Genomic DNA, 13,841 nt, shown 5'->3' with positions numbered 1-13,841 from the left:
TCAATCCGCGGTCTGCCTCCCGTTCATGTCAAAGAAGGTGGCAATCGTACCAGCGATAATCAACACGATCCCGGGCGGAATATACGAGAAGCTCGCGAATACAAAGCCGATTACGGCGCATGCGTACATGCCGATTCCAGCCGCTCTGGGGCGGGTTCGCGAGAGGACCGAAAGCGCCATCGCGATGATGGATATGGCGATGGCACCGTATCCGCGCCAGCTAAAGTCGGGGGTGTAACCCTGTTTTGAAAGCATATCAAGCAATGTCTCGATTACGCCGATGAGACCTGCAATCAATCCAAGCATAAACGTGACCAACGCAGATTCCCCTTTTCCGAAGTGGCAGCAGAGAGGGATATCCCGACTGAACACTACGTCATGAATGTAACATGGAAATCATGACACAAAAAAAGCCCATGTCGCAACATGGGCTCGAAATCTGTGATTAATATTTCACAACGTTTGCCGCTTGTGGACCCTTCGGGCCTTCCACGATATCAAACGTGACACGTTGTCCTTCGTCGAGCGTCTTAAACCCGGAGCCTTGGATGGCGCTGAAGTGAACAAACACGTCGTCGCCGCCCTCAACTTGGATAAATCCAAAGCCTTTTTCCGAGTTGAACCACTTAACAATACCTTCTTGCATCCTAATTCCTCCATGGTGCTTCCATCAGCACTTACCAAATTCATTTGCATTGAGAAAGCCGTTCTTCCGACCCATTGAGGCCAGAATGAACGGCTCATGCATCTCTCATCATCGTATGCAAATGGGTATTGATTAGTATTATACGCGTGATCGGCGAAATGTCAATCGTACAGGCGGATATCCATCTTCAGACGGATACCACCTCGCCTTGCTCAAGTTAGTTTGGATGGCATTACCCAAACGGTGAACCATTGCCGGGATGAAGCTCTGGCGGCAGTCGACAATAAGGAACAGCGGACGTGTGCCCGCAGTGTGAACAGCAGGGAGGAGAGTGCGATGATGGTCGATGTCAAGTGCAGTGTGTCGAACTGTTATTTTTGGAAGCAAAACAACGAATGTGCCGCTCCGGGAATTATGGTGACGGTCGACAATCAAAGCCGCGCGAATTTCCGCGAGGAGATCGCCAACGAAATCGCAGTGGATACAACGCGAACCGATTACGCTCAATCTTCGATGCAGACGTGCTGCCATACGTTTCGGCCGAAATCAAAAAATCAGGCGTCCAAGTAAGGAGGCAGCTTATGCACGTGTCGGATAGCGAGCTCACGCAGATCATGGGAGATGCACAGATTATCGCCGCCGTGGGTTTGACTTCCAATCCGCAAACGGATCCGTATAAGGTGGCATCGTATCAGCAGTCTCAAGGGTATCGTGTCATCGCGGTCAATCGCGAAGGTGAAACCGTACTTGGGCATCCTTCGGTGCAACATGTGCATGATATTCAAGGTCCTGTTGACATTGTGGAGGTTGCGGGCAACTCGCGTCATGTGGCGGACGTGGTTCAGGAAGCCATCCAGGCGAACGCAAAGGTGCTTTGGCTGGATCCAGGTGCATACGATCGCGTCGCCATTGAACAGGCCGAGCAGGCAGGAATGAAGGTCGTCTCGAACAAGCGCTTTGATGTGGAACATCGCCGCTTGTTGGCACATAAACCAATGTGAAACGCCTCAAGAGATATTTTTTCGCTATAATGGTCAGTATATTTTACGGCACCCCTCGCATTGGCGGGGGGATCGTCTGTTTGGAGGATTTCAGTGAACCGCTGGCAAGAACTGCCGGACCGCCTCGCACGCAACATCGCCGGTTGGCGAGTCGCATACATGATGTTTTTCGCCGTGTATGCGACGATTGCGAATTTGGATACCAGTGCAAGCGCCGCATGGATTGCCTGGGGATATATCCTGCTCAGTGTTTTTGCTTTGCCCGTTGTCCTGCCGCACTTTCGGCGTTCGTTGTTTCGTACTTGGGACCCGTTGCGATCGCGCCTGTACGCGGGCAAGCGTGCCACTTTGTTGACCTGGCGCTTGTACATATACATCTTGACGCCGATTGCTTTCATCGCGTTACTCGAACTATTCAGCATCTTGGAGAGCGTATTCTTACAGTTTACACAATCCAACGTCTCCACCAAAGTGGGTGTTATGGACTACATCATCGCCCTTTTGGCTGGATTGGAGGAGTTATGGCGGTGGAGCATGATTGGTACCGTCGTGATCGTCTGCCGTTGGCTCGCAGGTGACAGGTGGCGGCATGGTCAGGTGCGTGCCATGGCGTTTGCGATTGCCGTCATTCTAAGTTCTTTGTCGTTTGGCGCCGGTCACATTCTCGAATTCACGCACGGTCGCTTGCAGGCCTGGTATTTATTCAGTGGTCTGGGCTTGCTTTTGGCGTTGATGGCGATTGTCACTGGGCGAATTCTGTTGATCATGGCCGTACATAGTGGATATGATCTTTGGATTACATGGGTTTCTGCAACCTCGGCCCCGACGGAGTTGTGGGCCTTACTCATGTACGGGCTGCTTATCGCCTGGATAGCTGTCGTCGTCGCGCGCCGCCAGTTCGGTTTTCGCCCGCCTGCGCTTGCCCTGCAGCCGGTCGTTCTAAGCGATGAGCCAGCCGTGTGGAAGGACTGGTTTGCAAGAGAAAGGCGTGTGCTGAATCAGGTATTTGCCCATCGCACGATTCTTTACGTTCGCCACATTGGCGCCACCGCGCTGCCTTATGGCACAGCAAACGGCGTGATCGACATCTTGATTGAACTGTCCAAACCACATGTAACAGCACAGGAATATGAACAGTTGGAGCGGCTGGGCTATCAATTTTGTGGAAATGCGGGTGTAAAAGGTCGATTGTATTGGATCAAGGATGGAGAAGTCAGGTGCCACGTGCAGATTGTCAAAGCAGGGGGACGGTTGGCAAAGGCTGCGGTGGAGGTCACGAATTTGCTCGCGAGCCGTGATGATTTGTTACAGGAGTACAGTGCAATGAAACGAAAGTTGGTCGCACGAGGCTTGGACGATTGGGCATCGTACACGGAGGCGAAGCGACCGGCGATGGAGAACCTGCTTCGCCGTCTTCGCATGCGCAGGGTATATTGACGAGCGAAGACGGCTGGCTACCATATATTGAGCGTTACATCGACAGCATCCATTCGAAGATAGCGTCGTTCAGGCCTGGCAGCCATTCGTGCTGAAAGTCTGGGTATACCAACAGTCGTTTGGGACTGCGAATGCGGTTATAGGCGGCGAATTGCGTCGAAGGTGGGCACACTTTGTCCATGAGTCCGATTCCCCATAGCACTTCTGCTTGCACGCGTTCTGCCAAGTGCTGAATATCGATATATCCGAGTTTCTCAAATACGAGTTCGTGCTGGGCGTGCAGTGGATCGTGGTTGCGAAAGTATTGCACCAGCTCGTCGTGCACGCCGCCAAAATCCATCTCCCAGACTCGCAAATAATCACTCAGGAATGGGTATACTGGCGCGGCGCGCCGAATCCGTGGCTCCAGTGCGGCGCAGGCTACCGTCAAAGCCCCGCCTTGCGACCATCCGGTGACGGCGACCCGATTCGGATCGACCTCAGGCAGGCTTAGGACAATGTCAGCCAGTTGAGCCGTATCGAGGAAGACATTGCGAAAGTACAGATTGTCCGGATGGTCTTCCAGTCCGCGAACGACATGGCCGCTGCCTGTTGTGCCGCGGACAGGGTGTATGTCCTCAGAAAGCCCGCCTTGCCCGCGGCAGTCCATCGCAACCACGGTGAAGCCGTGGGTCGCATAGGCGATTTTGTCCAGCCAATCGCCTGCGTGCCCTTTATAACCGTGAAACTGAAGAATAGCCGGGTGCGGCGTGGTTGTGTGACGTGGGCGAGCATATAGTGCGTGAATGCGGGCGCTCTTGACGCCGGTAAAGTAGAGATCGAAACACTCGACCTGAGGTGTGGAAAATGAATTGGGTACGATCTCGACCCTGGGATTGACTGCTTTCATTTCGGCGAGCGCTCGGTCCCAGTACGCATCGAAGTCGTTTGGGCGCGGATTGCGTCCCTGATAATGCAGCAGTTCTTCGTACGGAAGGTCAATCATCGGCATGTGCATCGTCTCCCAATCTGCAGTGATGTTGGCGAGGGACTCGTAGGAGACTGTAGCACATGCGCAATTGGTGAAATGGTACATTTCGGGCTATTTTATATGATTGGTTTGTTGCCGTTGCTCTGCCGCGGGATTGATTGGGTTTTGTTCCGTTTTGTCTTCGCGATCGGACGTGGGCAATACGCTCAGGCTGCCCGTGGGCTCCAAGATGGCGTATTCCACCTTGCGGTAGTCGAAATAGCCTTGCTCCCGCAGCATTTGTTGCAGAAGATCAAGGTCGATTTTACTGCGTTTCATGTGTTTGAGGATGTATTGTCCACGGTGCACGAGGACAATCGGTTCACCCGTTGCGATTTTGCGAAAGCGCCTGCTCTTGAGTGACAAATACGCCGCGGCTATCGTGACGGCTGAGAAGAGAAAGAGCTGAACCGCACCCATGATCATAGGCTGCCAGCCACCAGCGGTGATCATGTTGGCTGCGATGTTGCCCATGCACGCACCTGCGACCCAATTGAAGTAGGTGGCTTGGCTAATCTGCGTTTCGCCAATCCAACGCACGAGCACAAGTAAGATAACAAACGTGAACGTCGTGGTCCCAATCGTCATCAGCCAATGTCCATTCATGCGAATGTCAACACCCAATCTGATCTCCACATATCACAATCTTGTTCCATCCGTGATAAAATTATCCGGGTCCCCTTGCCCGTGCTGTCCCAACAGAATAGTATGGAGTTGCAGAACGCGTAGGAGGAGGCGTGAATATGGGCAAACGCTACTTTTACGTCCACTCTTCCGACCCGCGCCAGGACAACATGAACCTTGAAGGCTTTGACATCCCGATCAACGAGGGGGATGCCCGGCGAATTGCTCGCCTCGTCAACATGTATGAAGAGAATATCCTCTCCCAGATTGATGAGGAGTATGTCAGTAAGACCCGATGGGCGGACAAACTGGCGGATCGCATTGCATCGTTTGGCGGCAGTTGGACATTTCTCATGATCTTCGGTGGCATCTTGGCGGCATGGATGGTCTGGAACACCATTCCGTTCACGGCGCGATATCATTTTGATAAGCCACCATTTATATTGCTGAATTTATGTCTTTCTTTTATTGCGGCGTTTCAAGCGCCCATCATTATGATGAGCCAAAATCGGCAAGCTGCTCGGGACAAGCACGAGTCCATCATCGACTTTGCCATCAATTACAAGGCTGAGCAGGAAATCGACGACATGCAAAGTCATCTGCACCGCATTGAGGGAAAGCTCAATCAGTTAGAGCGACTTCTACGCAGTCTCGAACAACTGGAACGTCTTCGCCATGACGATCTTCAGGACGAGGAAACGCGAGATTAAAAGAGGAATTCCACCCGAATTATCGAACAATTTCGTTGTCGGTTCATTTTTGCATCGAGGCGGGTGGTGCTGTTGATCCAAAATTCCGAACCAGGATGGCTGAATTCCATCCAGTCTGAACTTAATGAAGCCATGATTCTTCTCGATCCGCTGATGGATGACTTTGAACAATGGCCGGAGCGCATGGATGTGTTCACGGGCGATGTTCGGCGTTTAGGGCATTTGTGCACAAGCTTACGAGATGAGTTCAATTCCATCGCTGACGCGTCTTTGGCTATGCGGCGGATCGCGTTGACGCTCAGCGTTGAGGCAACGCGGACCACATCGGACCTGCACGGGTTGGAGACGATTGTGGGCGACTTGTGGAAATGGTCGGAGCGGATGGCAGGAGCCTCAAAATCGTTCATTGGAACCATTTCGAAGGTACAACAGATTGCCCGCGGGTTAGAACAAGGTATGCATGAAGCGCATGAACGGGTATGCGTGGGCAGAGAGAGACTGGATGAGATGTCGGCTACGTTGGATCGGCTGCATCGGGTTGTGACGGCGGGGGCACCGGATTCGCAATAGAGTTTGAACAATCCTGAAGTCCGTAGTATAGTACTATAGTAAATGCATAATGCGCCGGGGTGGCGGAATTGGCAGACGCAGCAGACTTAAAATCTGCCGGGGGTATCCCCGTACGGGTTCGAGTCCCGTTCTCGGCACCAGATGTGAAAAGGGATTTCGGGGTGTGTCCGAAGTCCCTTTGTTATGTTCTAGAGCTGGTGTACCCGATGTCTTCCCTTCGTTCCGAGATGGGATGGGCAGTTGTTCTCCCTTTGCAATCTACCGTATATTGGATCGGTGTTGTTGTCGTGGGCGATTCGGTGTCGACACAGTCCAGGCGCGGGTCACGCGAATAGGGGCGCGTTTCGCCCCGTGTCGAATCTGTCAATGCATGTTGCGGCTGCCTTTAGGCATTTCCGTATTCGGAAATTGGTTCGCGAGCTTGCGTAACCCCCCCATCAATTCATCACCATACATTGGGAGACCGTGCCCTGTAATGACCGCTTGCGGCTCCAGTGCCGCAATGGCTTGTACCGATCGCCATGCACGTTGCCAGTCCGTTGTGAAATAGGCCGGGGGACCATGAAGTTCACGTTTTTGCGTGAACACGTCATACAGCGACTCTTGTTGTACAGTTGTGATGGCATCCCCGGCAATCAATGTCCGGTCCCGCTCGCGAAACAGAGAAATGTGCCCTGGAGTGTGTCCAGGGGTATGGATCCAATGCCATTCGGGCATACCCGGAACCGATCCGTCCTCCGGCAGTGCCTGTACATGGTTGTCCAGATCGATACCTTGGTTCGGGAAGGTTGGTGACAGTTTGGCGATCAGGCCGCTTGCCGCTTCGGGATCGGCCGAGGGATAATCGGATTTACCTTGTAAAAATGGAAGTTCGTCATGATGGGCGTATACAGGCATACCCCAATGCTCAATGAGTTCCAGAATGGATCCGACGTGGTCGAAATGGCCATGCGTCAAGATGAGTGCGTTTGGGCGCGCATGAGCTCCGAAGTGGCGTTCGGCGAGATTGATGATCTCATCCGCGGCATTGGGAACGCCAGCATCGATCAACGTAAATTGTCTGCCGTCGCTCCCGCTGTCGACGTAGATCACGTTGACAATTTGGGTCGTTAAAAAGAGGACATCATTCACAACCCGCAACGGGTGTCCGCTGACAAGCGAAGTCAGTGGTATGAACCTGTGTTCGAATTCGTTGCGCATCGTTCTCACATCCCAGTGGGCAAAGTGTAATCGAACATATAGGATGGCCTTCATGGTGGAACATAGTCGCTGAAAAATAACAATTTTTTTGCGTTGACACCTGACACAACAGGTGGTACAACAAATGAGGATTGCGTTTTGTGTTGGCATAAGGGGCAAAGGCCGGTGGCCAATGCGTTAGTCCTTTCATATGGTTTACAAGTGCATACGTCCTCGTTAGGCGAGGCGTCTATGTGAACATAAGCCACTGCCCGGAAACGTCGAAAGACGCCAATGGGTAGAACAGGTATGGCCGGCTTAAGGCTTTACTCAACGTGGCTGAGTGAAAACTCTACGTCGCATAGTGCTAAAGCTCAACTAGGGGGATTTGTAAGTTGCAAACGTTTAGCTTGCAATGGTGATTCCCCCTGGGCTCATGCTTAGGGGGAATTTTTGATCCCGAGGGGAGGTGGTAGTTGTGGATATAGGTCCTAGTCCCAGTTGGCCTAGTGAAATTTCTGTGTGCTGCACACTGTATATGGGAGGGATCTGTCCCTTCTGCCGCTGCTCGAAAGGGGTCGTTCGTCGTGAGCAAAAATGTAGCATGGAAAGAACACGATGTCGTGCATCATGGTCCAGGTGACATTCATGGCGCTTTTGGAACCGTGCGCGTTCAAGACACGGGACCACGCAAGGGTTGGAAGACCCGGTTGTTGACCTTGTTGGCCATTATGGGGCCTGGATTAATTGTTATGGTCGGCGACAACGATGCTGGCGGTGTGTCGACCTATGCGCAGGCCGGTCAGAATTACGGAACCAGCTTGCTGTGGGTGTTATTGCTGCTCGTACCCGTACTCATCGTGAATCAAGAAATGGTCGTTCGACTCGGGCTTGTAACGCGTGTCGGACATGCGAAACTGATTTTCGAACGCTTCGGCAAGTTCTGGGGAGCCTTTTCGGTCATTGATTTATTTCTTCTTAACATCTTGACCATTGTCACGGAATTCATTGGCGTTCGCGAGGCGATGGCTCATTTCGGTGTATCTCCTCTCATTTCGGTCGTGTTAGCCGGTGTTTTGTTGATCGCGATGACGGTCACCGGAAGCTTTCGACGCTGGGAGCGGTTTATGTACGTGATGGTAGCGGCGAATTTTTTGGTCATTCCGCTTGCTTTCATGAGTCACCCAGAGGCCGGGCCTGTTCTCCAAGGCTTTGTTGTACCTGGGGTCGCAGGTGGGTTTACGTCCAACGCAATGCTGCTCATCATTGGTATCGTTGGCACCACGGTGGCGCCTTGGCAATTATTTTTTCAGCAGTCGAACGTGATCGACAAGCGATTGACATCGCGGTGGATGGCATATGAGCGAGCGGATACGGTCATCGGGTCGGTGGTTGTCGTCATCGGTGCTGCGGCGATCATGGCTTGCACGGCGTTTGCGTTCCACGGCACAGCGCTGTCGGGTCACTTTGTTGACGCTGGCGGTGTTATTGAGGGCCTTTCGCAGCACATCGGTCGCGTTGCAGGTGACCTGTTCGCGATTGTCCTGCTGAACGCATCGCTCATTGGCGCTGCTGCAGTCACGCTGTCGACGTCGTACGCCTTCGGCGACGTGTTTGGTACTGATCATTCCCTTCACAGAAGCGTGAAGGATGGGTTATCGTTCTACCTGATTTATGCAGCCATCATCGCTGTGTCGGCAGGTATCGTCGTCATCCCACACGCGCCGTTGGGGTTGATTACGACGGGCGTGCAGGCGCTCGCTGGCATTTTGTTGCCGAGCGCGACGGTGTTCTTGCTGTTGTTGTGTAATGATCGCGATGTTCTGGGTCCTTGGGTGAATCGTCCCTGGTTAAACGCCATTAGCATCCTCATCGTCGGGGTGCTCGTGATGTTGTCACTGATCCTGGCGGTCACGACGTTTTTCCCGGACGTCGATGTGCGCTTGCTCAGTCTTGCGGCTGCGGGCGTGCTCCTCGCGGGTCTGGCGGTTGCAGCGGCGGCCTCATTGAGCAGGCGGCGCAAGGCAGTTGTGCTGGCGCCGCTTATGGGTAGAGAGGCTCGCCACGCATGGCAGATGCCACCGGTACACGAGTTGCCCAAAGCGACTTGGTCGCCGATGAAAAAATTGGCGATGATGACGTTGCGCGGATATCTTCTGGTTGCCGTCGTGATGCTCGTCATCAAAATTGTCGAGTTGTCATTGCATCATTAAAAGAAGTGAAACATCTGCGGCGAATTTCAAGGTTACTTCAATTTGGGGTTGCTATCATGCTTCTTGCGGAACCCCCCTGAACCCCCTAGAATACATCTTTGGCCACCGTGGTAAGCGGTGGCCCTTTTTTGAACCAAGTTGGGCGGTTTCAAGGGCAATTCAAGCTTTGCTGTGTAGCATATGCTCAAACCCTTCCATTCCCCCTGGGTTTTCCATGCTTGACCGCTGCCCAAATCGGCAGCGGCTTTTTTGTAATCCCCGACAGACTAGCCGCGATGTGCGGCTTGTCCACCATCTTCGGCGTCTATTTGCGTCCGATCCGGCAACAGCCAATAGATGGCGAGACCCACAACGGTTGCAATGGCAATCCCATTACTCGGTGCACCTATACCAATGATGAAGATGACGGCGACAACAATGAGGTTTTTGGTGTTCGTGAGGTCGACCTTTGCCTCAATCATGTGGCGAATTCCCATCGCCGCAATCATGCCGTACAAGAGAATGCCAATGCCACCGACCACGGCCGCTGGAATGGACTGAATGACAGCGTTGAACTTGCCAAACAGCCCAAGCAGAATCGCGACCACGGCAGCGCCTTGAATTATACGGCTGGAAAACTGACGGGTCATTGCTAAGACACCCAAATTTTCGGCATATGTCGTTTCAGCTGGGCCGCCGATCAACGCGGAGACGAGAGTGGCCACACCATTGCCGAGCAGGATGGACGAGAAGCCAGGGTCTTGGGTGACGTCGCGATCGATAATTTCATTCAAGACAAACATGTGGCCCAAGTCCTCGACCATCGTAACGAGTGCGATGGGTGCCATGGCGAGCACGACTTGCCAACTGAACGCTGGTGCGTGAATGGATGGGAACTGCACCCAAGGTGATGCACTGGTGTTGCCGAAGTGAACGAGGCCGCGGACGATGGCGTAGCCATATCCGACGACGATGCCGACAAGGATGGGAATGATACGCAGTTGCTTGGGGCCGGCGACAGCGCTGATGATGGCGGCCGCAAGGCTGACGACAGCCACATCCCAGTGGGTCGATGCGTCAGTCGATACCGCTGTGCCTGCCAGGGACAATCCGATGATGGCGACAACGGGACCGACGACGACAGAGGGAATCAGACGTTTGACGCGATTGAAGCCGATGGCCGCGATGAGTGCGGAAAATACGAGATACACGATGGAGACACTGATAAGTCCGGTGACCGCCTGATTGGGTGCGTGGTGCTTCGTCACGTACAACGTCAACGGTGCGATGAAGGCGAAGGATGAACCTAAGTACGCCGGAACTTTGCCACGTGTAATCAGGTGGAACAAGAGTGTGCCCACGCCGCTGGCGATGAGTGTGGCGCCTGGATTTAACCCGGTCAGAATGGGAACCAGCACAGTGGCGCCAAACATGGCGAATACGTGCTGTACGGAAAGTGGAAAGCGTCTAACAGCGGGGTGCAACGGAATACCTCCCAGATTTGGTTCGGCGTTTTTCAACGCAACCAAACAAGATTCGACAATGTATACATGCATGTGTGCATGCATGGAAAGTATAACCACAATCGTATTCGAGCACAAAGGGGGATTTTTTACTGTTGAGAAAGCGCATGTTGATTTTGCTGGCCGTAACCATGTCAGGATTGGCTGGATGTGGGCCCATGGAGAAGGAAAGTCAAAATTTTATAGGTGACAGCACAAAACAAACGTCCAACAGTTCTATGGGCAACAGTTCTATGGGCAACAGTTCTATGGGCAACAGTTCTATGGGCAACAGTTCTATGGGCAACAGTTCTATGGGCAACAGTTCTATGGGCAACAGTTCTATGGGCAACAGTTCTATGGGCAACAGTTCTATGGGCAACAGTTCCGTGAACAACCGTATTTTTGGAAACCACACGTCTTCGTGATATGGTGCCTACATATTAAATTAAAGAAGAAAGGGCTGGCTTGTGACAACCGCGCCAGCCCTTTCGGTTATTGTGGGTTCGTCATAATCATGCTTGCGGTCTTTACGACGACGCGAGGTGGCAGTTGTAGAATCGACGTCACCAACTCTGCGATATCTTCAGGCTGCATCTGATGATTTTCATCGCCGATTTTGAGCCCCGCAGCACGCGCCAGTTCTGTATTGACTGTGCTCGGCGTGAGCGCCATCACGCGAATATTGTGTTTGCGAACTTCGTACATGAGCGACTCCGTGAAGCCCATGACCCCGAATTTCGATGCGGAGTAGGCGGATGTGGTTGCCGAACCCCGTTCACCCGCAGTTGAGCTGATGTTCAGGATGTTACCGCTGTTGCGCCCAATCATGTGCGGCAGGACGGCTCGCGTTGCGTAATACGTTCCTAGCAGATTGACGCGAATCATGCGTTCCCATTCTTCGACCGGCATATCGACAACGGTGCCAAACGTGGCGGTTCCGGCGTTGTTAATGAGAATATCGACAGCGCCGAGCTGTTCTGTGAGTGTGGCGATCGCCTTTTCAATTTGCTCGCGTTCGCCGACGTCCGCCTGTGCGGTGAATACTTGGACGTTGTGAGCAGATTGCAAGCTCTTTGCGAGATTGTCGAGATCGGACTGCGTGCGTGCAATCAGGCCCAAGTTGACCCCGGCTTTGGCAAGATGTTCTGCGATACTACGGCCGATGCCTTTACCGGCGCCAGTGATGACGGCGTGCATGCCTTGAAGTGATTGTGCCATGTTCTGTCCCTCCATATCTGTATCTAACAGGACAATTATAAATCTCTATCGCTATATCTTGCAAAATTCCCCCAAATGCAACCTCAGTATTCGATGGTCACTTGAACCGCTTGATACCCAGGTAGGCGACTCGGTGTATAGGTGTATGACATCGCTTGGAAACCACTCAATTGCAGTCCGGCCATCGCTTTCGCCAATGCTTCCGCCGATCCGGCGAATTCCATCGTGAACTGCGTGTCGCCGTGGGCGATATGACGGGATATCGCGCTACCAATGGTCTGGGTATTCACCTTCTCCTGAAATTCCGCCATGACGGTCGAATTGTTGGCGATAGCGTGAAGAATCGGATCTGTGGAGTCTGCACTTATCGATCGAACGACCTGAGCAAAATCTGTTGTTGCTTTTGGCAGACTCGATTCGTTCCACGTATGGGTAGCCGCCATCTGTGCGTTTGTCAGGTTGTAATACAGATAGCTAGGTCGATTTCCACCACCTATCGGATCGTCCCATGTGACATCGAGTTGATACCAGTGTCCCCTAATTTCCACCTCATTCCACAGGTGCGATCCGCCTCCCGCCGTGCCATCGACAAACCGCACAGGAATGCCAGCGAACGATAACATTCGATAGGCGAGGGCCGCTATCCCTTGGCACACGGCTGAACCTTGGAAGGCATCATATGGCGTGTAGCGCTTGAGCGATGTGTCGTAGCTGACATGTTGAACAATCCAGTTGTGAATGACCCACTCCTTGTCGTAGTCGCTCATCCCAGGCTGCAGCAGTCTGTGCTCAACAGAGCGGATCGATTGATCCAATGCTCGGGTCTGTGCCGCCGATTGCAGCCACGCGATGGTGACGCGTGTAGAAGTTCCGTCTGATTCGTAGCTCACGTTTGAAAACAGTTGTGCGAAATAAGGTTGCTGTTGGAAGCTCTTTTGGACAAGCACTTCTGTCTGTTGCATGGGTAGGCTCACAGAAAATGACGTGCGTTGCGCCGCGATGGCTTGTGCCACGACTTGCGACGGCAACGTAGCACCGAATACCGTGGTCGGGAATAGGCTGGCAATAGGTTGGACGAAAACGGCTGCCGTCAGCGCGATCGCAACGGTGCGATGTGGTACAGACATGAAAGAAACCCCTTCCGCATCATAAGCGTTGGTAGCCCCAGTTTAACCTATTTGCGCGATCGATTGTCTTGGTGGCTTTCGCCAAAGACTTGTCGCCGCTGCGACAGGTTGTCTGCATCTGAAATATAGAAACAACAGTGAGGTGACGAAGGATGAACATCTCGAAAATCCTGCAAGCACTCGTCCAGCTGGCGCAAACCAAGCGGCTCACGACGTTGGTCATTGGCTTGCTTGGTGCTGCGAAATTGATCACGGACACCCTTGGCTTGCACGTCATTACGAACCCGGAGATCAACGCGATTGCCAACGCTGTCGCATCGATCGTTACGGTCATTTCCGTATTTATGTCGCATACCAAATATGTCGCTGGGACGCCAAGCCAAGCGAGCACCCCCGTGGCAGTGGGCATTGATACAGATGCGGCGGGCTCGGCTGGCGCCAAGAGCGGCGAGCCTGTGAGCGGCGCCGGGGCTCCAACGGCCACAGCCCCGGCGGGAGAAGGTTCGCCCCAAATGGCTTCGGATGGGTATGCACGGCCTTGAAACCAGGTTCAGATCATGTCGCGCGATGAGTCGTCTTCTCGAGTTTGCTACAATGAGGAGACATGGCCGGGCTAACCGGGT

At 53.1% G+C, this 13,841-nt stretch carries 16 protein-coding genes, 1 tRNA gene and 1 riboswitch; of the genes, 9 read left to right on the top strand and 8 right to left on the bottom strand.

The features are described 5' to 3' along the window. Window positions 1–318, bottom strand: a complete 318-nt coding sequence (locus C7445_RS00665) for a hypothetical protein (protein WP_134158124.1) — start codon at window positions 316–318, stop codon at window positions 1–3. 127 nt (window positions 319–445) lie between these two features. Further along, a complete protein-coding gene (locus C7445_RS00660; RefSeq protein WP_006448009.1) occupies window positions 446–646 on the bottom strand; it encodes a cold-shock protein in 201 nt (66 codons plus the stop codon). A gap of 336 nt (window positions 647–982) precedes the next feature. Between C7445_RS00660 and C7445_RS00655 the strand changes: the two genes are divergently transcribed. The 3 genes from C7445_RS00655 (at window position 983) to C7445_RS00645 (ending at window position 3,084) form a co-directional block, all read left to right on the top strand. Next, complete coding sequence (locus tag C7445_RS00655) at window positions 983–1,216, top strand: DUF1540 domain-containing protein (RefSeq protein WP_243834855.1); 234 nt, start codon at window positions 983–985, stop codon at window positions 1,214–1,216. An 11-nt stretch (window positions 1,217–1,227) separates the two neighbouring features. Continuing rightward, the gene (locus C7445_RS00650; RefSeq protein ID WP_134158123.1) at window positions 1,228–1,647 is read left to right on the top strand and encodes a CoA-binding protein; all 420 of its coding nucleotides are present in this window, start codon (window positions 1,228–1,230) and stop codon (window positions 1,645–1,647) included. Window positions 1,648–1,740: 93 nt separating this feature from the next. Then, window positions 1,741–3,084, top strand: a complete 1,344-nt coding sequence (locus C7445_RS00645; RefSeq protein WP_134158122.1) for a GrpB family protein — start codon at window positions 1,741–1,743, stop codon at window positions 3,082–3,084. Between the two features lie 34 nt (window positions 3,085–3,118). Here the strand turns inward: C7445_RS00645 and C7445_RS00640 are convergent, their stop codons facing one another. Together C7445_RS00640 and C7445_RS00635 are read right to left on the bottom strand one after the other, a co-directional pair. Beyond that, window positions 3,119–4,075 (bottom strand): alpha/beta fold hydrolase, encoded by a 957-nt coding sequence (locus C7445_RS00640; RefSeq protein WP_134158121.1) that lies wholly within the window; start codon window positions 4,073–4,075, stop codon window positions 3,119–3,121. A 90-nt stretch (window positions 4,076–4,165) separates the two neighbouring features. Then, on the bottom strand, window positions 4,166–4,729 hold the full coding sequence (locus C7445_RS00635; RefSeq protein ID WP_134158120.1) for a DUF421 domain-containing protein: 564 nt from the start codon (window positions 4,727–4,729) through the stop codon (window positions 4,166–4,168). A gap of 107 nt (window positions 4,730–4,836) precedes the next feature. On the opposite strand from C7445_RS00635, the gene C7445_RS00630 reads away from it, so the two are divergent. The 3 genes from C7445_RS00630 (at window position 4,837) to C7445_RS00620 (ending at window position 6,137) form a co-directional block, all read left to right on the top strand. After that, window positions 4,837–5,427, top strand: a complete 591-nt coding sequence (locus C7445_RS00630; RefSeq protein WP_134158119.1) for a DUF1003 domain-containing protein — start codon at window positions 4,837–4,839, stop codon at window positions 5,425–5,427. A gap of 72 nt (window positions 5,428–5,499) precedes the next feature. After that, a complete protein-coding gene (locus C7445_RS00625) occupies window positions 5,500–5,997 on the top strand; it encodes a hypothetical protein (protein WP_134158118.1) in 498 nt (165 codons plus the stop codon). A gap of 53 nt (window positions 5,998–6,050) precedes the next feature. Further along, a tRNA-Leu gene (locus C7445_RS00620) sits at window positions 6,051–6,137 on the top strand. Between the two features lie 223 nt (window positions 6,138–6,360). Here the strand turns inward: C7445_RS00620 and C7445_RS00615 are convergent. Beyond that, entirely contained in the window at window positions 6,361–7,197 is an 837-nt protein-coding gene (locus tag C7445_RS00615; protein WP_134158117.1) for an MBL fold metallo-hydrolase, read from the bottom strand. A gap of 205 nt (window positions 7,198–7,402) precedes the next feature. Then, a riboswitch (M-box (ykoK) riboswitch) is annotated at window positions 7,403–7,568 on the top strand. A 195-nt stretch (window positions 7,569–7,763) separates the two neighbouring features. On the opposite strand from C7445_RS00615, the gene C7445_RS00610 reads away from it, so the two are divergent. After that, on the top strand, window positions 7,764–9,389 hold the full coding sequence (locus C7445_RS00610) for an Nramp family divalent metal transporter (protein ID WP_134158116.1): 1,626 nt from the start codon (window positions 7,764–7,766) through the stop codon (window positions 9,387–9,389). 266 nt (window positions 9,390–9,655) lie between these two features. Here C7445_RS00610 and C7445_RS00605 read toward each other — a convergent pair whose 3' ends face one another. Then, on the bottom strand, window positions 9,656–10,801 hold the full coding sequence (locus C7445_RS00605) for a uracil-xanthine permease family protein (RefSeq protein ID WP_424922978.1): 1,146 nt from the start codon (window positions 10,799–10,801) through the stop codon (window positions 9,656–9,658). A gap of 185 nt (window positions 10,802–10,986) precedes the next feature. Between C7445_RS00605 and C7445_RS00600 the strand changes: the two genes are divergently transcribed. Continuing rightward, window positions 10,987–11,298: a hypothetical protein gene (locus tag C7445_RS00600; RefSeq protein WP_134158114.1), complete on the top strand. Its 312-nt coding sequence runs from the start codon at window positions 10,987–10,989 to the stop codon at window positions 11,296–11,298. 67 nt (window positions 11,299–11,365) lie between these two features. Here the strand turns inward: C7445_RS00600 and C7445_RS00595 are convergent, their stop codons facing one another. Together C7445_RS00595 and C7445_RS00590 are read right to left on the bottom strand one after the other, a co-directional pair. Next, window positions 11,366–12,091 carry a 3-ketoacyl-ACP reductase gene (locus tag C7445_RS00595; RefSeq protein ID WP_134158113.1) on the bottom strand — a complete coding sequence of 242 codons (726 nt, stop codon included), beginning with the start codon at window positions 12,089–12,091 and terminating at the stop codon, window positions 11,366–11,368. Window positions 12,092–12,174: 83 nt separating this feature from the next. Next, complete coding sequence (locus C7445_RS00590; protein WP_134158112.1) at window positions 12,175–13,218, bottom strand: transglutaminase domain-containing protein; 1,044 nt, start codon at window positions 13,216–13,218, stop codon at window positions 12,175–12,177. A 152-nt stretch (window positions 13,219–13,370) separates the two neighbouring features. Here C7445_RS00590 and C7445_RS00585 point away from each other — a divergent pair, with 152 nt between their 5' ends. Continuing rightward, complete coding sequence (locus C7445_RS00585) at window positions 13,371–13,760, top strand: hypothetical protein (protein WP_134158111.1); 390 nt, start codon at window positions 13,371–13,373, stop codon at window positions 13,758–13,760. Window positions 13,761–13,841 lie beyond the last annotated feature (81 nt).

The sequence above is a fragment of the Alicyclobacillus sacchari genome (assembly GCF_004366795.1).
GTDB classification, from domain to species: Bacteria; Bacillota; Bacilli; order Alicyclobacillales; family Alicyclobacillaceae; genus Alicyclobacillus; species Alicyclobacillus sacchari.
The sequence above is the reverse complement of the archived record's forward strand: the minus strand, read 5'-3'. Positions and strand labels throughout refer to the sequence as shown.

Coding starts and splice junctions, on each gene's coding strand:
- C7445_RS00585 (WP_134158111.1), top strand. CDS start 13,371: ATGAACATCTCGAAAATCCTGCAAGCACTCGTCCAGCTGGCGCAAACC.
- C7445_RS00655 (WP_243834855.1), top strand. CDS start 983: ATGATGGTCGATGTCAAGTGCAGTGTGTCGAACTGTTATTTTTGGAAG.
- C7445_RS00605 (WP_424922978.1), bottom strand. CDS start 10,801: ATGTTTGGCGCCACTGTGCTGGTTCCCATTCTGACCGGGTTAAATCCA.
- C7445_RS00660 (WP_006448009.1), bottom strand. CDS start 646: ATGCAAGAAGGTATTGTTAAGTGGTTCAACTCGGAAAAAGGCTTTGGA.
- C7445_RS00590 (WP_134158112.1), bottom strand. CDS start 13,218: ATGTCTGTACCACATCGCACCGTTGCGATCGCGCTGACGGCAGCCGTT.
- C7445_RS00640 (WP_134158121.1), bottom strand. CDS start 4,075: ATGCCGATGATTGACCTTCCGTACGAAGAACTGCTGCATTATCAGGGA.
- C7445_RS00595 (WP_134158113.1), bottom strand. CDS start 12,091: ATGGCACAATCACTTCAAGGCATGCACGCCGTCATCACTGGCGCCGGT.
- C7445_RS00615 (WP_134158117.1), bottom strand. CDS start 7,197: ATGCGCAACGAATTCGAACACAGGTTCATACCACTGACTTCGCTTGTC.
- C7445_RS00650 (WP_134158123.1), top strand. CDS start 1,228: ATGCACGTGTCGGATAGCGAGCTCACGCAGATCATGGGAGATGCACAG.
- C7445_RS00630 (WP_134158119.1), top strand. CDS start 4,837: ATGGGCAAACGCTACTTTTACGTCCACTCTTCCGACCCGCGCCAGGAC.